The organism is Nonomuraea sp. B5E05 (assembly GCF_039880665.1).
In the GTDB taxonomy this organism is placed as follows: domain Bacteria; phylum Actinomycetota; class Actinomycetes; order Streptosporangiales; family Streptosporangiaceae; genus Nonomuraea.
This window is the reverse complement of sequence record NZ_JBDPMJ010000029.1, coordinates 19,724-39,340: the sequence shown is the minus strand read 5'-3', so window position 1 is coordinate 39,340 and position 19,617 is coordinate 19,724. Positions and strand designations below refer to the sequence as shown.

20 protein-coding genes and 1 riboswitch are annotated in these 19,617 nt (G+C 70.0%); of the genes, 9 read left to right on the top strand and 11 right to left on the bottom strand.

The window, feature by feature from the left end:
• Nucleotides 1-9 precede the first annotated feature (9 nt).
• Nucleotides 10-366, top strand: a complete 357-nt coding sequence (locus ABGB01_RS37730) for a hypothetical protein (protein ID WP_347778380.1) — start codon at nt 10-12, stop codon at nt 364-366.
• Nucleotides 367-513: 147 nt separating this feature from the next.
• The gene (locus ABGB01_RS37725) at nt 514-2,160 is read left to right on the top strand and encodes a DNA repair helicase XPB (RefSeq protein WP_347778379.1); all 1,647 of its coding nucleotides are present in this window, start codon (nt 514-516) and stop codon (nt 2,158-2,160) included.
• A 222-nt stretch (nt 2,161-2,382) separates the two neighbouring features.
• Here the strand turns inward: ABGB01_RS37725 and ABGB01_RS37720 are convergent, their stop codons facing one another.
• Entirely contained in the window at nt 2,383-2,718 is a 336-nt protein-coding gene (locus ABGB01_RS37720) for a hypothetical protein (RefSeq protein WP_347778377.1), read from the bottom strand.
• Nucleotides 2,719-2,840: 122 nt separating this feature from the next.
• Between ABGB01_RS37720 and ABGB01_RS37715 the strand changes: the two genes are divergently transcribed.
• A complete protein-coding gene (locus ABGB01_RS37715) occupies nt 2,841-4,904 on the top strand; it encodes an AAA family ATPase (protein ID WP_347778375.1) in 2,064 nt (687 codons plus the stop codon).
• A 64-nt stretch (nt 4,905-4,968) separates the two neighbouring features.
• A complete protein-coding gene (locus ABGB01_RS37710) occupies nt 4,969-5,499 on the top strand; it encodes a YbhB/YbcL family Raf kinase inhibitor-like protein (protein WP_347778373.1) in 531 nt (176 codons plus the stop codon).
• A 52-nt stretch (nt 5,500-5,551) separates the two neighbouring features.
• Here the strand turns inward: ABGB01_RS37710 and ABGB01_RS37705 are convergent, their stop codons facing one another.
• The 6 genes from ABGB01_RS37705 to ABGB01_RS37680 form a co-directional block, all read right to left on the bottom strand.
• Nucleotides 5,552-5,749 carry a hypothetical protein gene (locus ABGB01_RS37705; protein ID WP_347778372.1) on the bottom strand — a complete coding sequence of 66 codons (198 nt, stop codon included), beginning with the start codon at nt 5,747-5,749 and terminating at the stop codon, nt 5,552-5,554.
• Between the two features lie 153 nt (nt 5,750-5,902).
• Nucleotides 5,903-7,531, bottom strand: coding sequence for a chaperonin GroEL (groL, locus tag ABGB01_RS37700; RefSeq protein ID WP_132511695.1), 1,629 nt, complete (start codon nt 7,529-7,531; stop codon nt 5,903-5,905).
• 355 nt (nt 7,532-7,886) lie between these two features.
• Nucleotides 7,887-8,087, bottom strand: a complete 201-nt coding sequence (locus tag ABGB01_RS37695; RefSeq protein WP_106250594.1) for a cold-shock protein — start codon at nt 8,085-8,087, stop codon at nt 7,887-7,889.
• Between the two features lie 241 nt (nt 8,088-8,328).
• Nucleotides 8,329-8,604 carry a MoaD/ThiS family protein gene (locus ABGB01_RS37690; protein ID WP_347778369.1) on the bottom strand — a complete coding sequence of 92 codons (276 nt, stop codon included), beginning with the start codon at nt 8,602-8,604 and terminating at the stop codon, nt 8,329-8,331.
• Between the two features lie 24 nt (nt 8,605-8,628).
• Nucleotides 8,629-9,861 carry a threonine synthase gene (gene thrC, locus ABGB01_RS37685; RefSeq protein ID WP_347778368.1) on the bottom strand — a complete coding sequence of 411 codons (1,233 nt, stop codon included), beginning with the start codon at nt 9,859-9,861 and terminating at the stop codon, nt 8,629-8,631.
• 13 nt (nt 9,862-9,874) lie between these two features.
• Nucleotides 9,875-10,016, bottom strand: a riboswitch (SAM riboswitch).
• Between the two features lie 79 nt (nt 10,017-10,095).
• A complete protein-coding gene (locus ABGB01_RS37680; RefSeq protein ID WP_132511701.1) occupies nt 10,096-10,650 on the bottom strand; it encodes an RNA polymerase sigma factor in 555 nt (184 codons plus the stop codon).
• Nucleotides 10,651-10,828: 178 nt separating this feature from the next.
• Here ABGB01_RS37680 and ABGB01_RS37675 point away from each other — a divergent pair, with 178 nt between their 5' ends.
• On the top strand, nt 10,829-12,253 hold the full coding sequence (locus ABGB01_RS37675; RefSeq protein ID WP_347778365.1) for a trehalose-6-phosphate synthase: 1,425 nt from the start codon (nt 10,829-10,831) through the stop codon (nt 12,251-12,253).
• Nucleotides 12,254-12,357: 104 nt separating this feature from the next.
• Here the strand turns inward: ABGB01_RS37675 and otsB are convergent, their stop codons facing one another.
• Both otsB and ABGB01_RS37665 read right to left on the bottom strand, forming a co-directional pair.
• The gene (otsB, locus tag ABGB01_RS37670; protein WP_347778364.1) at nt 12,358-13,128 is read right to left on the bottom strand and encodes a trehalose-phosphatase; all 771 of its coding nucleotides are present in this window, start codon (nt 13,126-13,128) and stop codon (nt 12,358-12,360) included.
• Between the two features lie 39 nt (nt 13,129-13,167).
• On the bottom strand, nt 13,168-13,470 hold the full coding sequence (locus tag ABGB01_RS37665; protein WP_347778363.1) for a DUF3263 domain-containing protein: 303 nt from the start codon (nt 13,468-13,470) through the stop codon (nt 13,168-13,170).
• A 117-nt stretch (nt 13,471-13,587) separates the two neighbouring features.
• Here ABGB01_RS37665 and ABGB01_RS37660 point away from each other — a divergent pair, with 117 nt between their 5' ends.
• The 4 genes from ABGB01_RS37660 (at nt 13,588) to ABGB01_RS37645 (ending at nt 17,510) form a co-directional block, all read left to right on the top strand.
• A complete protein-coding gene (locus tag ABGB01_RS37660; protein WP_347778361.1) occupies nt 13,588-14,394 on the top strand; it encodes an SAM-dependent chlorinase/fluorinase in 807 nt (268 codons plus the stop codon).
• 356 nt (nt 14,395-14,750) lie between these two features.
• The gene (locus ABGB01_RS37655; RefSeq protein WP_347778359.1) at nt 14,751-15,899 is read left to right on the top strand and encodes a S8 family serine peptidase; all 1,149 of its coding nucleotides are present in this window, start codon (nt 14,751-14,753) and stop codon (nt 15,897-15,899) included.
• 25 nt (nt 15,900-15,924) lie between these two features.
• Nucleotides 15,925-16,329 carry an OB-fold domain-containing protein gene (locus tag ABGB01_RS37650; RefSeq protein WP_347778358.1) on the top strand — a complete coding sequence of 135 codons (405 nt, stop codon included), beginning with the start codon at nt 15,925-15,927 and terminating at the stop codon, nt 16,327-16,329.
• Nucleotides 16,326-17,510: a lipid-transfer protein gene (locus tag ABGB01_RS37645; protein ID WP_347778460.1), complete on the top strand. Its 1,185-nt coding sequence runs from the start codon at nt 16,326-16,328 to the stop codon at nt 17,508-17,510. Before ABGB01_RS37650 ends, ABGB01_RS37645 begins: the two co-directional genes overlap by 4 nt.
• 52 nt (nt 17,511-17,562) lie before the next feature.
• On the opposite strand, the gene ABGB01_RS37640 is transcribed toward ABGB01_RS37645, so the two are convergent.
• Nucleotides 17,563-18,579, bottom strand: coding sequence for a dipeptide ABC transporter ATP-binding protein (locus tag ABGB01_RS37640; RefSeq protein ID WP_347778357.1), 1,017 nt, complete (start codon nt 18,577-18,579; stop codon nt 17,563-17,565).
• A complete protein-coding gene (locus tag ABGB01_RS37635; RefSeq protein WP_347778355.1) occupies nt 18,563-19,609 on the bottom strand; it encodes an ABC transporter ATP-binding protein in 1,047 nt (348 codons plus the stop codon). Before ABGB01_RS37635 ends, ABGB01_RS37640 begins: the two co-directional genes overlap by 17 nt.
• Between the last annotated feature and the right edge of the window lie 8 nt (nt 19,610-19,617).

Sequence of the window (19,617 nt, the reverse complement as noted above, 5' to 3'; positions counted from 1 at the left end):
GAGGTGACCATGAGCCAGCAAGACCCGTCGGGCTATCCGTACCAGCCGTACGGCGCGCCCTACGGCGAGCAGCCGCCCCCGCAGTACGGCTACGGCTACGGCTATCCCCCGCCTCCGCGCGACGAAGGCCCGCTCGCCAACGCGATCGTCTCGCTCGTGCTCAACCTCCTCGCGCTCGTCTCCTGCTGCAACGTCCTCGGCCTGCCGGGCGCGATCCTCGCGGGACTGGCGCTGAGCAAGTCGCGCACCGAGCCGCACACCGCCCGCACGATGGTGATCTGGAGCTGGGTCCTGTTCGGGGTGGGCTTCGTGCTGGGCATCGGCACGATCCTCTTCCTGGGCCTCAACGGCTACCTCGACGACTGACGGAGCTCAGCGGGTCGCTGCGAGACCGCGTCCCAGGGCGGCAGGACTAATCCTGACGCCCTGAATGTTGCACACTGGAGCGGCCGAGCCGGGATCAGGAGACGATGGTCCTGCAGGGCCCCGCCCCAACCCCACGGAGACAAGCCAGTGAGCGATGGACCGCTGATCGTCCAATCGGACAAGACGCTGCTGCTCGAGGTCGACCACGAGCGGGCCGACGCGTGCCGCAAGGCGATCGCGCCGTTCGCCGAGCTCGAGCGCGCCCCCGAACACGTGCACACCTACCGCGTCACCCCGCTGGCGCTGTGGAACGCCCGCGCGGCCGGGCACGACGCCGAGCAGGTCATCGACGCGCTGATCAGCTTCAGCCGCTACCCGGTGCCGCACGCCCTGCTGGTCGACGTCGCCGAGACCATGGCGCGCTACGGCCGCCTGCGGCTGGACAAGGACCCCGCCAACGGCCTGGTGCTGACCTCCACCGACCGGGCGGTGCTGGAGGAGGTGCTGCGCTCCAGGAAGATCCAGCCGATGCTGGGCGAGCGGCTCGGCCCCGACTCCGTGATCGTGCACCCGAGCGACCGGGGCAACGTCAAGCAGGCCCTGCTCAAGCTCGGCTGGCCCGCCGAAGACCTGGCCGGCTACGTCGACGGGGAGCAGCACCCGATCACGCTGAAGCAGGACGACTGGAAGCTGCGCCCCTACCAGCAGGAGGCGGCCGACGCCTTCTGGCACGGCGGCTCCGGCGTGGTCGTGCTGCCGTGCGGGGCGGGCAAGACGCTCGTCGGCGCGGCCGCCATGGCGCACGCCCAGGCCACCACGCTGATCCTGGTGACGAACACGGTCTCCGCCCACCAGTGGAAGACCGAGCTGCTCAAGCGCACGTCGCTGACCGAGGACGAGATCGGCGAATACTCCGGCACGAAGAAGGAGATCCGCCCGGTCACCATCGCCACCTACCAGGTGATGACCACCAGGCGGAAGGGCGTCTACAGCCATCTGGAGCTGTTCGACGCCCGCGACTGGGGTCTGATCGTCTACGACGAGGTGCACCTGCTGCCCGCCCCGATCTTCAGGATGACCGCCGACCTGCAGGCCCGCAGGCGGGTCGGGCTGACCGCGACGCTGGTGCGCGAGGACGGCCGCGAGGGCGACGTGTTCTCGCTGATCGGCCCCAAGCGTTACGACGCGCCGTGGAAGGAGATGGAGAACCAGGGCTGGATCGCGCCGGCAGACTGCGTCGAGGTGCGGGTCACGCTCACCGACGACGAGCGGCTGGCGTACGCGATGGCCGAGTCGGAGGAGCGCTACCGGTTCTGCGCGACCACGCCGTCCAAGACGCAGGTGACCGAGGCGCTGGTCCGCCGCCACCTGGGCGAGCAGGTGCTGGTCATCGGCCAGTACATCGACCAGCTCGACGAGCTCGGCGAGCACCTCAACGCGCCGGTCATCAAGGGCGAGACCCGGGTCAAGGAGCGTGAGCGCCTCTACCAGGCCTTCCGCGACAAGGAGATCCAGGTGCTGGTGGTGTCGAAGGTGGCCAACTTCTCCATCGACCTGCCCGAGGCGGCCATCGCGATCCAGGTGTCGGGGACGTTCGGCTCGCGCCAGGAGGAGGCGCAGCGGCTCGGACGCGTGCTGCGGCCCAAGGCCGACGGCGGGGGCGCCCGGTTCTACACGGTGGTCAGCCGCGACACGGTCGACCAGGAGTTCGCGGCGCACCGGCAACGGTTCCTCGCCGAGCAGGGGTACGCGTACCAGATCATCGACGCCGACGACGTGCTCGGCGGCGTGTGACGGCGGTGCCGACGGTCATGCCCAGCCGCTCGCCCGAGCGGCCGGGCATCAGCGTGGCTTCACGTCCACGAGACTCCGCGGGTCGAAGACAATCGAACCACCCCCCTCACCTGCGTACTATCACGCCGCCTGCGACATACCCCCATGATCCGACAAACCCACCTGATATGCCCGAATATTTCGGTATTCCGAGCTTGATCCCTTGTGAGCGGATCTGCCCCTCTATCTGGCCAGCAGACCGCCGACGAAGAGCACCGCCCCCGCGACGATCCAGAACAGCACGCCGGCGCCCATCAGGTGGCCGAACGTGCGCGGGTCGTGCCGCGACCACGGCAGCAGCCAGGCCGCCACCGTGCAGCACGCGGCGATTACCGCGAACACCCCCGACAGCGTGGAGACCGTGCCGAGACGCTGCGAACACCTCGCCATCGACTCGCCACCGGCGCAGAACGCCTGCAGCCCCCACCCCGCGAACACCGAGAGTCCCCACAACGCCGCCAGGAGGAAGCTCGCGACCGTGGGAATGATCGGCGAGAAGCGGAGCCGGACCCGCACCACCCCCTATGCGTACCCCAGGCCGCCGGAGCTAAATGCTTTGGAAGCCCGCAATCGTGGCGACTAAACTGGCCGATTCGCTGCCTGTAACCACCTCCGTCGTTCAACCTGGGAGGCGCTTCCGCATGCCCGCACACCAACTGGCCCCCGACATACCCACCGACGTGCTCGCCGCCGAGCAGGCACACCTGGCCGCGTCCAGAGCCGCGCTCAAAGCCATGCGCGCCCACGCCCAGTCCCTCTCGTCCGACGCGGCCGGCGACTGGGTGTCGCAGCAGATCCTCCAGTCGCTGCTCGACCAGCGGGTGGCCGCGCTCGCCGACCATCCCGACACCCCGCTGTTCTTCGGCCGCCTCGACCGCGCGGAGCGGAGGAGCCCGCGACAGGAGAGCGACGGGCCGAGCGATCGCGACCATGAGCACGAGGGAGAGAGCGACGACCTGCCCGGCACGATCTACGTCGGGCGCCGCCACGTGCACGACGGCCACAGCAGGCCGCTGGTCATCGACTGGCGCGCGCCGGTGTCCCGCGCGTTCTACCAGGCCAGTCCCGCCGACCCCATGGGGATCGAGCGGCGGCGCCGCTTCGGCTACCACGGCGGGGCGCTGACCGCGTTCGAGGACGAGCCGCTCGGCGAAGGCGTCGAGATCGGCCCGTCCAGGATCCTCACCGACGAGATCGAACGCCCCCGCACCGGCCCGATGCGTGACATCGTCGCCACGATCCAGCCCGACCAGGACGAGATCGTCCGCTCCACCCTGGCCCAGACGGTGTGCGTGCAGGGCGCCCCCGGCACCGGGAAGACCGCCGTCGGCCTGCATCGCGCCGCCTATCTGCTGTTCACCCACCGCGAGCGGCTGGCCAGGTCGGGCGTGATGATCGTCGGGCCCAACCGGGCGTTCCTGTCCTACATCTCCTCGGTGCTGCCCGCGCTCGGCGAGGTCAAGGTCGACCAGACCACGGTGGCCGGCCTGCTCGGCGACCACGCCGCGCCCGAGGATCCGATGGTGGCCGCGGTGAAGGGCGACGCCAGGATGGCGGCGGTGCTCGAACGCGCGCTCTGGCTGCACATCGTGAAACCGGAGGAGGGCCTCGTCTACACCAAGGGCGCCTACCGGCACCGGGTGGCCGACTACGAAGTACGCGAGATCGTGGCCTCCCTGCGCGGCACCACGCGCTACAACCCCGGCCGGGCGGCGCTGGCGCAGCGGCTGGCCCACATGGTCCTCGTACGCATGGAGCAGCGCGGCGAGTCGCCCGACGACCGGGTGCAGGACGCGGTGGCCCGGTCGAAACCGGTGAAACAACTCGTGGAAGCGGTCTGGCCCAAACTGACGCCCGAACAGGTCCTTCACCACTTGCTGTCAGATCCGGAATTCCTAGCGCGAGCCGCTAAATCAGATTTGTCGCCTGAAGAGCAGGAAACGCTCCTGTGGCGCAAGCCGTACCGGAGCTGGAAGTCCGCCAAATGGTCGGCCGCCGACGCCGCGCTCCTCGACGAGCTCCGCGACCTGATGGAACGCACTCCGTCCCTGGGCCACCTCGTGGTCGACGAGGCCCAGGACCTGTCCGAGATGCAGTTGCGCGCCCTCGGCCGCCGCTGCCGCAACGGCTCGGCCACCGTGCTCGGCGACCTCGCCCAGGGCACCACGCCATGGTCGACGCGTTCGTGGGAGTCGGTGCTCGGCCACCTGGGCCAGCGGGAGGGCGAGGTCACGGAGCTGACGCTCGGCTTCCGCGTGCCGAGGGAGGTCCTCGACTACGCGGCCCGCCTGCTCCCCTCGATCGCCCCAGGCCTCGCCGCCCCGCAGTCGCTGCGGCCCGGCGCCGGGTCGCTCACCGTACGCGAGGGCGGCTCGGTCGCGCAGGCCGCCGAGGAGGCCCTGGCCAGGGAGGGCTCGATCGGCGTCATCGTTCCCGACGCGATGGTCGACGCGGTCTCCGAGGCCCTCGCCGGCCTCCCCCACGCCGTTCTCGACCCCGACTCGGCCGAAGAGCACCGCCTGCTCATCGTGCCCGCGACACTCGCCAAGGGTCTGGAGTACGACCACGTCGTCGTCGTGGAGCCCGCCGACATCGTCGCGGCCGAGCCCCGCGGCCTGGCCAGGCTCTACGTGGTCCTGACCCGGGCGGTGACCTCGCTGACGGTCCTGCACGACAAGGCGCTGCCGCCACAGCTGGCGGGCTGACGGGCGTCCGGCACGGCCGCTTCTAGGATGGCTGGGCAAGGAGCTCTCAACCTAGGAGGATGCCGTGCCAGCACCCCTTCCCCATGAACACCTGCCGTCGGTCCCCGCGCTCGTGGTGGAGAGCGACGACCTCCAGGACGGCGAGCGGCTCAACGACCTGCACGTCTTCAACGACTGGGGCATGACCGGCCAGAACCTCTCGCCCCAGCTGCGCTGGTCCGGCGCTCCCGCCGAGACCCGCTCCTACGCCGTCACGTGCTTCGACCCCGATGCCCCCACAGGCAGCGGCTTCTGGCACTGGGTGCTCTTCGACCTCCCCGCCTCGGTCACCGAGCTGCCGACGGGCGCGGGCACGGCCCCGGAGTTCAAAGGGCTGCCCGCGGGCGCGGTGCACGCCCGCAACGACTACGGCACCAAAGACTACGGCGGCGCCGCCCCGCCTCCTGGCGAACCGCACCGCTACGTCTTCACGGTTTACGCGCTGGGGATCGACTCGCTCGGCCTGGACAGCGGCACCAGCCCGGCGGTGGTGGGCTTCAACATCACCGCCAACACCCTGGCCCGCGGCCACCTCATCCCCCACTACGGGGTCTGACGACGGGAAAGGCGCCCCACCGCACGCTGGTGGGGCGCCTTTCGTGTGAGGGCTAGTCGCAGGTCTCGGCCACCGGCCCCACGTTGCCGAGCAGCGGCACCCAGGCTTGCAGCGTGCACAGCGGCCCGCTCCGGGTCACTGTCTGGGTGAAGACGACAGGGTTGTCGGCATGCGCGGGAACGGCCGTGAGGGTCACGGAGGCGAGGCCGAGAACGGCGACGCCCAGCATGCGCTTACTGCGGGAGAACACTTGTCTGCTCCTTCGATGAGGTGATGCGTGGGGACAACCCTTTCTCACTCGAAGTAGCGATTCAATTGCGAAACGTAATGGCAGTCAAACAAAAGCAAGAGCGGCCCGGAAAAACCGGGCCGCTCTTTTGGGACGTGCGTCGCGAAACAGGACCTAGAAGTCCATGTCGCCGCCGCCGGGCATGCCGGCGGGAGCGGCCGGAGTCTTCTCCGGCTTCTCGGCGATGACGGCCTCGGTGGTGAGGAAGAGCGCCGCGATGGAGGCGGCGTTCTGCAGCGCCGAGCGCGTCACCTTGGCCGGGTCGAGAATCCCGGCCTCGAACATGTTGACGTATTCGCCCGACGCGGCGTTGAGGCCCTCACCCGGGGTGAGGTTGCGCACGCGCTCGACCACGACGCCGCCCTCGAGGCCGGCGTTGACCGCGATCTGCTTCAGCGGCTCCTCCAGAGCCTTCTTCACGATCGCCGCACCGGTGGCCTCGTCGCCGTTGAGCTCGAGCTTGTCGAACGCCTTGGCGCCGGCCTGCAGCAGCGCCACGCCACCACCCGGGACGATGCCCTCCTCGACGGCCGCCTTCGCGTTGCGGACGGCGTCTTCGATGCGGTGCTTGCGCTCCTTGAGCTCGACCTCGGTCGCCGCGCCCGCCTTGATGACGGCCACGCCGCCGGCCAGCTTGGCCAGCCGCTCCTGAAGCTTCTCGCGGTCGTAGTCGGAGTCGGTGCGCTCGATCTCGGCGCGGATCTCGTTGACCCGGCCGGAGATCTGCTCGGCGTCACCGGCGCCGTCGACGATCGTCGTCTCGTCCTTGGTCACGACCACCTTGCGGGCGCGGCCCAGCAGGTCGAGGGTGGCGGTCTCGAGCTTGAGGCCGACCTCCTCGGCGATGACCTGACCACCGGTCAGGATCGCGATGTCGTTGAGCATGGCCTTGCGGCGGTCGCCGAAGCCCGGGGCCTTGACGGCCACGGAGCGGAACAGGCCGCGGATCTTGTTGACCACCAGGGTCGCCAGGGCCTCGCCCTCGACGTCCTCGGCGATGATCAGCAGCGGCTTGCCGGACTGCACGACCTTGTCGAGCAGCGGCAGCAGGTCCTTGTTGGCGGAGACCTTGCCGTTGACGATCAGGATGTACGGGTCTTCGAGCACGGCCTCCATGCGGTCGGAGTCGGTGACGAAGTACATCGACGTCATGCCCTTGTCGAAGCGCATGCCCTCGGTGAGCTCGAGCTCGAGGCCGAAGGTGTTGCTCTCCTCGACGGTGATGACGCCTTCCTTGCCGACCTTGTCCATCGCCTCGGCGATGAGCGCGCCGATCTCGGGGTCGGCGGCGGAGATGGAGGCGGTCGAAGCGATCTGCTCCTTGGTCTCCACGTCCTTGGCCAGCTTGGAGAGCTCCTCGCTGACCCGCTCGACGGCCGCCTCGATGCCCTTCTTCAGAGCCATCGGGTTGGCGCCGGCGGCCACGTTGCGCAGGCCCTCACGCACCAGCGCCTGGGCGAGCACGGTGGCGGTCGTGGTGCCGTCGCCGGCGACGTCGTCCGTCTTCTTGGCGACTTCCTTGACCAGCTCCGCGCCGATCTTCTCCCACGGGTCCTCGAGCTCGATCTCCTTGGCGATGGACACACCGTCGTTGGTGATCGTGGGAGCGCCCCACTTCTTCTCCAGCACGACGTTGCGCCCCTTGGGGCCCAGGGTCACCTTGACGGCGTCGGCGAGCTGGTTCATACCGCGCTCGAGACCGCGCCGGGCGTCCTCGTCAAACGCGATCATCTTGGCTGCCATAAGGCTAGACCTCCCAGATGCAGGGTGGCTTGTCGTGGACCGAGCCGACGCCCGCGACGGCATGGGTCAGCATCTCCGTTCGGCAGACCCCATCGTCTCGATCCGGTGTTGGCACTCTGCTGCACAGAGTGCCAACGAACTGTTTAGCACTCTACCCTGCCGAGTGCAAGCGAACTCACCCGTGGCCGGCGCTTCCCCCCAGGTCAGTCGTCTGTCCGGCGAGCCGCCCCGTGGGCGCACCGCTGGCCGCGGTTCGCGCACACGGCTCGCCGTACCAGGATCGACGAAAGAAAGGTGACGGTTCGCCCGGACTGCGCTGCCGCGCGAACCCGCCGGTGCATACCAGTGCGGTGAATCAGACCGTCCTGACGGACTCCGCCTGCGGTCCCTTCTGGCCCTGCGTGATCTCGAACTCGACACGCTGTCCCTGTTCGAGAGAGCGGTACCCGTCCATCATGATCGCTGAGTAATGGACGAATACATCCTTACCACCGTCTACCGCGATGAAGCCGTAGCCCTTGTCCGCGTTGAACCACTTGACGGTGCCCTGCGCCACTTCCGACTCCTCTTACTGGGCTCCCAGACCTCGCCCATTCCTTCGCGAGACCCGTAATCGCCTGACTTAACGGAAAATCAGCCAGACGATCGCCCTCGACCATACCTGTGGCACGGGGTTTGGCAACAGAGTCAATCCGCAGACCGCGCATTTCCTCCCATCGACGGTTCGACGTTGAATTGCTGGGAAAAGAAGAAGGCGCCCACAAGGGGCGCCTTCGCCGAAGTGTGATCTGCCGCACTCAACCGCCGGCGACGGCTGGGATGATGGAGATCTGGGTGCCCTCCGGCGCCGGAGTGTCCAGCCCTTGGGTGAATCGGACGTCCTCTTCCCCCACATAAACGTTGACAAAACGCCGAATCTTGCCCGATTCATCCAGAATTCTCGCGCCGATACCCGGGTAGTCAGAGTCCAGCTTGGCCAGCACGTCACGAAGAGTCGCGCCCTCGCCACTGACCTCCGCGTTGCCCCCGGTGTAGGTGCGCAGAATGGTGGGAATCCGCACAGAAACGCTCATGGTTTAACTCGCCTTTCCTGGTTGTCAGACAGTCGCGCGGAACGCGTCGAGGGAGGGCCTGATCACGGCCGTGGGCCTGGCGTCGCCGCTGATCGCGTCGAGCGTCTTGAGGCCGTCGCCGGTGTTCAGCACCACGGTCTCGGCCTCCGGGTCGAGCTGCCCGGTCTCGGTGAGCTTCTTCAGCACGCCCACGGTCACACCGCCCGCGGTCTCGGCGAAGATGCCCTCCGTCGAGGCCAGGAGCTTGATGGCGGCCACGATCTCAGCGTCCGTGACGTCCTCGACGCCCCCTCCTGTCCGCCGCGCGATGTCCAGCACGTACGGCCCGTCAGCGGGGTTTCCGATGGCCAGCGACTTGGCGATGGTGTCGGGCCTGACCGGCTGCACGACGTCGTGCCCCGCCTTGTAGGCGGTCGACACCGGCGAGCACCCGGCTGCCTGCGCCCCGAAGATCTTGTAGGGCGTGTCCTCGACCAGCCCCAGCGCCACCAGCTCCTTGAAGCCCTTGTCGATCTTCGTGAGCTGCGAGCCCGAGGCGATGGGGATGATGATCTGCTCGGGCAGCCGCCACCCGAGCTGCTCGGCGATCTCGTACGCGAGCGTCTTGGAGCCCTCGGCGTAGTAAGGGCGCAGGTTGATGTTGGTGAACCCCCACTTGTCACCGAGCGGGTCGCCGATCAGCTCGGAGCAGAACCTGTTGACGTCGTCGTAGGTGCCCTCGATGCCGACCAGCCGGCCACCGAACACCCGGGCCATGGCGATCTTGGCTTGTTCGAGGTTGGCCGGGATGAACACGCACGCCTCCAGCCCGGCCCGCGCCGCGGCGGCCGTCACCGCGCCCGCGAGGTTGCCCGTGGAGGAGCAGGAGAGCGTGTGGAAGCCGAAGTTGCGGGCCGCCTCGACGGCCATGGCGACCACGCGGTCCTTGAAGGAGTGGGTGGGGTTGCCCGAGTCGTCCTTGACGTGGAGCGATCTGATGCCGAGCGCCCGCCCGAGGTTGCCGGCCCTGACCAGCTTGGTCCACCCGGGGTTCATGTTGGGCTTGTCGGCGACGTCGGCCGGCACGGGCAGCAGCGAGCGGTAGCGCCAGATGTTGGCGGGGCCCGACTCGATGGCCGCGCGGGTCACCTCGCCGAACTCGTAGGCCGCTTCGAGCGGCCCGAAACACTCCTGGCAGGCGAAGCTCGGACCGAGCGGGTAACGCGCGCCGCACTCGCGGCAGGACAGACCGACGGCGGGACCGAAATCGAGCGACATGAAGCGAGGCCTTCCCTCATCTTCGCCTGCGGCCACCTTGACCGCAGACCGGAATTGGCACCTTGTCCCGGTCGGCCTCGCCAGGTCGCGAGTCACAAGCCGGGAGGGTTGCCGGGGCTTCGCAGGGCCGGTCCCTCCACCCCTCTGGATGAGCAATATTCAGTTGTCGACTCGGACTCTACCCGCCCACGTGGCGGAAACGTCCTCCTGTCTCAAATAATGAGACGGACGATCTCAGCGATAATCGTCTCCCAGCACGCCCTGCACATATTTGCGCGCCTGGTGGATGCGCGACTTCGCGGTGCCGAGCGGGATGCCGAGCTGGTCGGCCACCTCGTTGTAGTCGAGCTGGACGATGTCGCGCAGAACCAGCGCCTGCGCGAGATCCGGCTTGTCGGCCTCCAGCGCCTCCATGGCGTCGAGCAGGTCGAGCCGCGAGCCCGCGATCACGCTGACGCGCCGCACGTCGGGCTTCTGCATCGGCAGCTCGTCCGAGCTCTGCTCGGCCGCCCGGCGTTTGAGCGACCGGTACGTCGTGCGCGCGCAGTTGGCCGTCACGATGTGCAGCCAGGTGCTGAACCTGGCCCGCCCCTCGAAGCGCCCGATGTTGCGCGCCACGGCCAGCAGGGTGTCCTGGGAGGCCTCCTCGGCGTCCTGGTGGTAGGGCAGGATGCGGGCGCAGTGACGCATCACATCGGGCTCGATCCGCCGCAGCAGCTCGCCAAGAGCACGGTGGTCTCCGGCCGCGGCGGAGCGGGCGAGTTCCTCGGTTAGCTCATCAAGCGCCATAGCTGGGATCCTATGGTCGTAGGGAGCCTTGTTGGCATCCTTCCTTTTCCGATGGGCCGATCACCACGATGATCAGTGTGGTTCCGTCTACGCCGACACGCCAGTCGGAAGGAGTCTCCTTGAGGTCTCACACCAGCTCACCGCCCTGCGCGCGGCCCGCCCGGCCGGAGCGGGCGCGGTGAACAACGTCCTGGTGGCCTCCAACCGCGGCCCCGTCTCCTTCACCGTCTCCGACGACGGCGAGCTGACCCTGCGGCGCGGCGGCGGCGGGCTGGTGTCCGGGTTGTCCGGCGTGGCCAAGGGCGACGGCGTCCTGTGGGTCTGCGCGGCATTGTCCGACGGCGACCGCAGCGCCGTACGCCTGGCCCCCGGCGGCCGCATCGACCAGGCCGGCTACGACACCGGCCCCCTGCGCATGCTCGACATCCCGCCCGCCACCTTCCACCGCGCCTACAACGCCGTGGCCAACTCCACGCTGTGGTTCGTCAACCACCTGCTCTACGACATCCCCAACGCGCCGCTCTTCGGCACCAAGTTCGGGCGCGAGTGGGAGTCCTACCGCGACTACAACGGCGCGTTCGCGCTGGCGCTGGCCGAGGAGGCCGGCCACGAGGCCAGGGTGATGGTCCAGGACTACCACCTGACCCTGACCCCGGCGATGCTCCGCGCCGAGCGGCCGGACCTGCGCATCGCCCACTTCAGCCACACGCCGTGGGCGCCGCCCGAATACTTCTCCCTGCTGCCCGACGAGGTGGCGCGAGAGGTCCTGGAAGGCATTCTGGGGGCCGATCACGCCGGATTCCTCACCGACAGGTGGGCGCAGGCGTTCATGGACTGCTGCGAGGCGCTGCTGGGCGCGGAGGCCGACCGCGTCGGGCGCAGCGTCACCCACGACGGCAGGACGACCCGCATCGGCGTGCACAGCCTCGGCGTGGACGGCGCCGCCCTCTGGGAGCGGGCCTGCGAGCCCGACGTCGAGTCGCACATGACCGCGCTGAAGGAGCAGGTGGGCGACCGCAGGCTGATCGTCCGCATCGACCGCACCGAGCTGTCGAAGAACATCGTGCGCGGCCTGGTGGCCTACGGCGAGTTCCTCGGCGCCCACCCCGAGTGGCACGGCCGGGTCGTGCACCTGGCCTTCGCCTACCCGAGCCGGCACGACCTGCCCGAATATCGCGAATACACCGCGTCGGTGCAGCGCTGCGCCCGGCAGATCGAGGACGAGTACGCCACGGAAGACTGGGACCCGCTGATCCTCAACGTCGACGACGACTATCCGCGCTCCCTCGCCGCGTACCGGATGGCCGACGTGCTGCTGGTCAACCCCATCCGCGACGGCATGAACCTGGTGGCCAAGGAGGGCCCCGTGCTGTCGCCGCGCTGCGCGCTGGTGTTGTCGCGGGAGGCGGGCGCGGCGGCCGAGCTGGGCTCCCACGCGCTCCTGGTCAACCCCTACGACATCAGCGGCACCGCCGCCGCGCTGCACGACGCGCTCGTCATGCCGGAGGACGAGCGGCGGACGCGCCGCGACAGGCTGCACGCGGCGGCCACCGCCCTGCCACCGCAGAAGTGGCTGGAGGCCCAGCTCGACGCCCTCTCCTGAGGGCTGCCGGAGCACAGCCCCGACCTGTGGACCCGCCTGGGCGGCGAATCGGCTGTACTCGCGCCCGGGCGCTTCTACATGTGCGGGACCGTAGCGGCGACCGCTTACGAACCGCTGAACGCGGACGCCAGCTCGCCGAGCAGCGCCACCACTCCCTCAGGGCCGTCCACGACGATGTCGGCCCGCTCGGCCAGCGCGGTAACCTCGGCGGAGCCGCTGCACACGGTCACGCCGGGCAGGTTGGAGGCGTCGACCGCGTCGTACGCGGCCAGGTCGCCGAGGTCGTCGCCGGCGAACAGGACGGATCTCGCGGCCCGCTCGGCCAGGAACAGGCTGAGCGCCTGGCCCTTGTCCATGCCCGGCGGCCGCAGCTCCAGGACGTAGCGGCCGGGCTCGATCACCAGGCCGTGTTTCTCGGCCAGCTTGGCCAGCGGCTCGCGCAGCTTGGCAAGGGTGCCGTCGGGGTCGGGGCTGCGCCGGGTGTGCACGGCCACGGCCCGGCCCTTGTCCTCGACGGTCACGCCCTCGACGCCCAGCGAGTCGAGCAGCAGCGGCAGTTCGGCCTCGCTGCGCGGCACGCCGGCGGGGGGCGGGGGCGCGGAGACGCGGCCGTGCTCCCAGCGTTCGAACCCGTAGTGTCCGAGCACGACCAGCCCCGGCACGTCGGCCAGCCCTGGCCCCAGCTTCAGCACGGTGGCCGGGGGCCTGCCGGTCACGATGACCACCGCGAGGACGTGGGCGCCCAGCTTGGCGAGAACCTCGGGGGCCTTCGGGTGGATCACGGCCTCGGCGGGATCGGGCACGATCGGCGACAGCGTGCCGTCGAAGTCGAGCCCGATCACGGCGCCTGCCGGATCGCTCAGGATCGCTTCCATTCCAGGGATGTTCCTCACGCGGCTGCCGTACCCAGCCGGTCAGGGGCGCATGCCAAGCCTTCTGGCGGCCCGGTCACGCTGACGGGTGGAGCGTAACCTGCGCAGCCTCTTGACCAGCATGGGGTCCTGCTCGAGCGCCTCCGGCCTGTCGATCAGCTCGCCGAGCAGCTGGTAGTAGCGCGTCGCGGAGAACCCGAAGGTCTCCTTGATGGCCTGCTCCTTCGCGCCCGCGTGGCGCCACCACTGGCGCTCGAAGGCGAGGAGCTCGTGATCGCGTTGTGAGAGTGATCGCCGGCGGGACGGCTCCTGGGCAGCATTGTCACCGCTGAGCGGTGCTCCCATGGTGTCCTCCTCGAAAGGGGCGTGTGACGTTCACGTCGCACGCACGCGGCCCGTGGCCATCGTAATGTGCGGGGCGCTGCTGTTCATGGCGGTTCGACAGACGTACAGTCACCAAATGTGACCTCTGTAATCACGCTGCTCACGGACTATGGGCTCGAAGACGGCTATGTGGCGGCCTGCCATGGAGTGATCGCCGGGATCGCCCCTGAGGCCAGGGTGATCGACGTGTGCCACCTGATCCCCGCGGGAGACGTACGACGCGGCGCTGCCGTGCTCGCCCAGACCATCCCCTACCTCCCGGCGGGCGTCCACATCGCCGCGGTCGACCCGGGGGCGGGCGCCTCCAGGCGCGCGGTCGCCGTCGAGGCGGGCGGCCGGGTGTTCATCGGGCCCGACAACGGGCTGCTGTCGTGGGCCGTGCACGCCGGCGGCGGCGCGCAGGCGGCCCACGAGATCAGCGACGAGCGGCACTTCCTGCGGCCGGTCTCGCCCACGTTCCCCGGGCGTGACGTGTTCGCGCCGGTCGCCGCGCGGTTGTGCGGCGGGCTGAGCCCGGCGGAGCTGGGGCCGGAGATCCCGGTCGGCAGGCTGGTCTCGCTGCCGGAGCCGACCTCCCAGTTGCGTGAGGGCTCGGTGGAGGGCGAGGTCGTCTCGGTCGACCGCTACGGCAACACGCAGTTGTCGATCACGGCGGGCGACCTGCATGCGCTGGGCGTGCGGGTGGGCGACACGCTGGGGGTGCGGCTGGGGAGGCGGCAGCTCTCGCTGCCGTATCGGGAGACGTTCTCGGCGGTGCCGCCCGGGGAACTGGTGGCGTTCGCGGACTCGGCGGGGCTGATCGCGATCGCCGTGAACTCCGGTGACGCGGCGCAGCGCCTGGGGCTCCCGCCCGGAGCACATGTCCGGCTTTCCCCTCTTTCCTAGGGCGAAAGCCACAGATCGGAATTACTCCACGTATCGGTCTGTTTACTGAAGCGTCGGGCTGACGCAGCGGTCGCGTGTCAGAATGCGGGTCAAACGTCCCCTCCCCCTCCGCTTCGAGGTCGACGTGTACCAGTCTTCCGTTGTCCCGCTGTCGATGCCGTCCCCGCTCCTGCCTGCCCCGGAGCCTCCCGTGCCCGAACGCCGGTTAGTCCGACCGATCTCCGCCGTGCCAGGCCTCAGCCCGGGCGCGCGGGTCACGTACGTGCCGACAGGGGTCGCCCTGGGTGTCGACGGCCCGCCGCCGGGCCCTCCGGCACCGGACGGCCCGCGACGGCACTGCACCGGGTGCTGACCAGATGAGCAGGATCCTCGTGCCCGCCTTGGTGACAGCGCTGGCAGTGGGAACGGTGCTGGGCGCCGCCGCTCCGAGCGCCTCCGACGACGTCGGCCGGGTCGCGCGGGCCGGCCAGTGGCAGCTCGGCGCGATGCGGCTGCCCGACGCCTGGCGGACGAGCAAGGGCACGGGCGCCCTGGTGGCCGTGCTCGACACGGGTGTGAACGGCCGCCACCCCGACCTGGCGGGCGCCGTGATCCAGGGGCCCGACCTGACCGGGGTGGCCAGGAGCCCGCACCGGTGGGGGCGCCACGGCACCGCCATGGCCAGCCTGATCGCCGGTCGCGGGCACGGCGAAGAGCACGAGGGCGGCGTCCTCGGGGTGGCGCCGGAGGCCAAGGTGCTGTCCGTCAGGGTCACGCTGGACAACGGCGACCCGCAGCGCAAGAAGCAGCGCGCGGGCGGGCGCAACGCGCTGGCCAGGGGCATCCGCTACGCGGCCGACCACGGCGCCGAAGTGATCAGCATGTCGCTCGGCGGGGGCAGCGGCTCCTGGGAGGGCTCGGCGACGGAGGAGGAGGCCGTCCAGTACGCGATCGCCAGGGGCGCCGTGCTCGTGGCCTCGTCGGGCAACGACGGCGCCGCCGCCAACAGGAAGAACTTCCCCGCCGCCTACCCCGGCGTGATCGCCGTCGGCGCCGTGGACCGGCGGCTCGCGGTGGCCGGGTTCTCCAACAGGCAGGACTACGTCTCGGTGGTCGCGCCGGGCACGGACATCGTGACGGCCGACGGTCGCCGCTCGTACGTGATCGGCGACGGCACCAGCTCGGCCGCGGCCATGGTCGCGGGCGTGGCGGCCCTGATCAGGTCGGCGCATCCGAGCCTGTCCCCCTACCACGTGCGGCGAGCCATCGAGCTCGGCACCAGGAGGCGGCCGACCGGCGGCCACAGCCGCGCCTACGGGCACGGGGTGGTCGACGCGGCACTCGCCCTGCGGGCGGCCACCCGGCTGGACGTGCCCGCGTCGGGCGGCGCGGCGCCAGGACCGTACTTCTGCGAGGCGCCGCCGTCCTCCAGTACGCAGGTGATCGCGGGCATGGTGATGCTGGTGGCGGCGATGTCGGCGCGGGTGCTGGTGACGCAGCGCAAGCGGCGAAGGGATGTAACCTAGCAAGCGCTTGTGTGATACTCCGACTATGACGTTTGCGATCGACGGCTGGTTCGCCATCGACCACGACGGCGTCCGCCTCCTCGGCACCGGATGTGCGGCCTGCGGCACCGTCTGCTTCCCGCCGCGGCACGGCCTCTGCCCCGACCCCCGCTGCGGCGGCACGGACCTGCGCGAGGTCCGGCTGCCGAGACGCGGGCGGGTCTGGTCGTACACGAACGCCTGCTACCCGCCGCCGGCGCCGTACGTGGCGGCGGAGCCGTACGAGCCGGTGACCCTGGCCGCGGTCGAGCTGGAAGAGGCGGGCATCGTGGTGCTCGGCCAGGTCACGGACCTGACGGTGGCCGATCTGGAGGTGGGCATGGAACTGGAGCTCACCTCGGGCCCGCTGGCCGACGGGCTCCAGGTGTGGATGTGGCGGCGGCCGTCATGAGCGTCGTGGTGCTGGGCACGGGCATGCACCCCTGGGGCAAGTGGGGCCGTCCCTTCGTGGAGTACGGCGTGGCGGCGGCCCGCGCGGCCCTCGACGACGCCGGCGTGGCCTGGACCGACGTGGACTTCCTCGTCGGCGCGGACACGATCAGGAACGGCTACCCCGGCTTCGTCGCCGGCGCCACCTACGCCCAGGCGCTCGGCTGGTCGGGCGCCAGGATCGCCTCCTGCTACGCCGCCTGCGCCTCGGGCGCCCAGGCCGTCGACATCGCGCGCACCCGCATCCTGGCGGGCCTGTGCGAGGTCGCCCTGGTCGTGGGGGCGGACTCCACGCCCAAGGGCTTCTTCACGCCAGTGGGCGGCGACCGGCCCGACGACCCCGACTGGCTGCGCTTCCGGCTCCTCGGCGCCACCAACCCCGCGTACTTCGGCCTCTACGCCCGCAGGCGCATGGCCGTCCACGGCTCCACTCATGCCGACTTCGCCGCCGTCAAGGTCAAGAACGCGCGGGCCGGCTCGCTCAACCCCATGGCCCGCTACCGCAGGCCCGTCACCGTGGACGAGGTGCTGGCCTCCCCCATGGTCGCCGATCCGCTGCGACTGATGGACGTCTGCGCCACCTCCGACGGGGGCGCCGCCGTGGTGCTCGCCTCGGAGGAGTACGCCCGCCGCCGCGGCACGACCCCCCTGGTACGCCTGGCCGCCGTGGCCACCGTCACCCCGACCTTCCCCAGCGCCGTCCTGGAACTGCCGAACTTCGCCACCGACTCCTGGACCGCCGTTCCGCCGCCCGAGAGGCCGTTCAGGGCGGCGATCGCGCACGCCGCCTACGAGGAGGCCGGGGTGGGGCCCGAGGATGTCTCGCTGGCGGAGGTCTACGACCTGTCGACGGCGCTGGAACTGGACTGGATGGAGGACGCCGGCCTGTGCCCGCCCGGAGAGGCGGACAAGCTGCTGCGCGCCGGCGAGACGGCCGTCGGGGGCCGCCTCCCGGTCAACCCGTCGGGCGGCCTGGCCTCGTTCGGCGAGGCCGTCCCCGCCCAGGCCATCGCCCAGCTCTGCGAGCTCACCACCCAGCTGCGCGAGCGCGCGGGCCCTCGCCAGGTCCTCCGCCCCCGCGCCGGCCTGGCCGTCAACCAGGGCCTCTTCGGCCACGGCTCCGCCCTCATCGCCACCCTCTGAAGCACGAAGGCCCTCCGAGCCGGGCTCGGAGGGCCTTCGCTTGCGAGGTGGTTCAGCCGACGTGGACGACGTCGTGCGTCTCGGCGAAGTGGCAGGCGCTTTCGTGCGCCGTACCCGGCCGGATCTGCAGCAGCGGCTCCTCCTCCGCGCAGATCTCCTGCGCCTTCCAGCACCGTGTGCGGAACCGGCAGCCCGACGGCGGGTTGGCGGGCGACGGCGGATCACCCTGGAGGATGATGCGCTCGCGCTGCTCCCGCCCCTCGGGGTCGGGCACCGGCACCGCCGACAGCAGCGCCTGCGTGTACGGGTGCGCCGGCCGGTCGTAGATCTCGGTGTCCTTGCCGAGCTCCACGAACTTGCCGAGGTACATCACCCCGACCCGATCGGAGATGTGGCGCACCACCGACAGGTCGTGGGCGATGAAGATGTACGCCAGGTCGAACTCGTTCTGCAGCCGCTCCAGCAGGTTGATGACCTGCGCCTGGATCGACACGTCGAGGGCCGACACCGGCTCGTCGCAGACGATGATCTCCGGCTGTAGCGCCAGCCCGCGGGCGATGCCGATGCGCTGCCGCTGGCCGCCGGAGAACTGGTGCGGGTAGCGGTTGATGTGGTCGGGGTTGAGGCCCACGACCTCCAGCAGCTCCTGCACCTTCGTGCGGCGGTCGCCCTTGGGCGCCACCTCGGTGTGGATCTCGTACGGCTCGCCGATGATGTCACCGACGGTCATCCGGGGGTTCAGCGAGGTGTACGGGTCCTGCATCACCATCTGGATGTTGCGCCGCATGCGCTTGAGCTCGCCGCCCCTGGCCTTGGCGATGTCACGGCCGTTGATCGTCACCGAGCCCGACGTGGGCCGTTCGAGCGCCATGAGGACCTTGGCGAGGGTGGACTTGCCGCAGCCCGACTCGCCCACGATGCCCAGGGTCTCGCCCTTGTGCAGGTCGAACGAGACGCCGTCGACGGCCTTGATGGCGCCGATCTGCCTCTTGACCACGATGCCCTGGGTGAGCGGGAAGTGCTTGACCAGGTCGCGCACCTCGAGGATGCGCTCACTGGTGCTCGCCATCGAGGACCTCCCTCCAGTAGTGGCAGGCGCTGTTCCGCGTGCCGCTGAGCTCGTGGAGCGGTGGCGTGTCGGTCACGCAGTCGTCCTGACGGTAGGGGCAGCGGGGGTGGAACGCGCAGCCCGTCGGCAGGTCGAGCAGGTTGGGCGGCAGGCCCTTGATCGCGTACAGCTCGTGGCCCTTGAGGTCGACCCGAGGGATCGACTCCAGCAGGCCCTTCGTGTAAGGGTGCGCGGGCCCCTTGTAGATGTCGTGCACGGGGGCGTTCTCCACGATGCGCCCCGCGTACATCACGGCGATCTTGTCGGCCACGTCGGCGACGACGCCCAGGTCGTGGGTGATCAGGATGAGACCCATCTGGCTCTCGCGCTGCAGCTCGGCCAGCAGCTCCATGATCTGCGCCTGGACGGTCACGTCGAGCGCCGTGGTCGGCTCGTCCGCGATCAGCACCTCGGGGTCCAGCGCGATCGACATGGCGATCATGATGCGCTGCCGCATGCCTCCGGAGAACTGGTGCGGATAGTCGTGGACGCGCTGCTTGGCGGCCGGGATGCGCACGCGGTCCATCAGCTCGACGGCCTTCTTCAGCCCGTCGGCCTTGGACATGCCCCGGTGCACCCGGAACATCTCACTGATCTGCCAGCCCACGGTGAACACCGGGTTGAGCGCGGAGAGCGCGTCCTGGAAGATCATCGCGATCCGCTGGCCGCGCACCTGCGTGCGGGCCTCCTCCGACAGTTGGAGCAGGTTGGTGCCCCTGAAGCGGATCTCCCCCTTGGGGATCGCCGCGGGCGGCATGTCGAGAATGCCCATGATCGCCTGCGCGGTCACGGACTTGCCCGAACCCGACTCGCCCAGCACCGCGAGCGTCTCGCCGGAGTTGACGGTGTAGCTCACCCCGTTGACCGCGCGCACGTTCCCGGCGCGGGTGCGGAACTCCACGTGCAGGTTGTCGACCGCGAGCAGTGGATGGTCGCCCAGCGCCCCTTCTTCGGAGAGCTCAGGCAGCACGTCCGCTGACGTCTTCTTCATGTGATCCC

Excerpts from the sequence above, each read along its gene's own strand:
- thrC (WP_347778368.1), bottom strand. The coding sequence starts at position 9,861 with ATGTCGCTCGATTTCGGTCCCGCCGTCGGTCTGTCCTGCCGCGAGTGC.
- ABGB01_RS37635 (WP_347778355.1), bottom strand. The coding sequence starts at position 19,609 with ATGAAGAAGACGTCAGCGGACGTGCTGCCTGAGCTCTCCGAAGAAGGG.
- otsB (WP_347778364.1), bottom strand. The coding sequence starts at position 13,128 with ATGGAAGCGATCCTGAGCGATCCGGCAGGCGCCGTGATCGGGCTCGAC.
- ABGB01_RS37680 (WP_132511701.1), bottom strand. The coding sequence starts at position 10,650 with ATGGCGCTTGATGAGCTAACCGAGGAACTCGCCCGCTCCGCCGCGGCC.
- ABGB01_RS37715 (WP_347778375.1), top strand. The coding sequence starts at position 2,841 with ATGCCCGCACACCAACTGGCCCCCGACATACCCACCGACGTGCTCGCC.
- ABGB01_RS37730 (WP_347778380.1), top strand. The coding sequence starts at position 10 with ATGAGCCAGCAAGACCCGTCGGGCTATCCGTACCAGCCGTACGGCGCG.
- ABGB01_RS37645 (WP_347778460.1), top strand. The coding sequence starts at position 16,326 with ATGAGCGTCGTGGTGCTGGGCACGGGCATGCACCCCTGGGGCAAGTGG.
- ABGB01_RS37640 (WP_347778357.1), bottom strand. The coding sequence starts at position 18,579 with ATGGCGAGCACCAGTGAGCGCATCCTCGAGGTGCGCGACCTGGTCAAG.
- groL (WP_132511695.1), bottom strand. The coding sequence starts at position 7,531 with ATGGCAGCCAAGATGATCGCGTTTGACGAGGACGCCCGGCGCGGTCTC.
- ABGB01_RS37665 (WP_347778363.1), bottom strand. The coding sequence starts at position 13,470 with ATGGGAGCACCGCTCAGCGGTGACAATGCTGCCCAGGAGCCGTCCCGC.
- ABGB01_RS37650 (WP_347778358.1), top strand. The coding sequence starts at position 15,925 with ATGACGTTTGCGATCGACGGCTGGTTCGCCATCGACCACGACGGCGTC.
- ABGB01_RS37655 (WP_347778359.1), top strand. The coding sequence starts at position 14,751 with ATGAGCAGGATCCTCGTGCCCGCCTTGGTGACAGCGCTGGCAGTGGGA.
- ABGB01_RS37690 (WP_347778369.1), bottom strand. The coding sequence starts at position 8,604 with ATGAGCGTTTCTGTGCGGATTCCCACCATTCTGCGCACCTACACCGGG.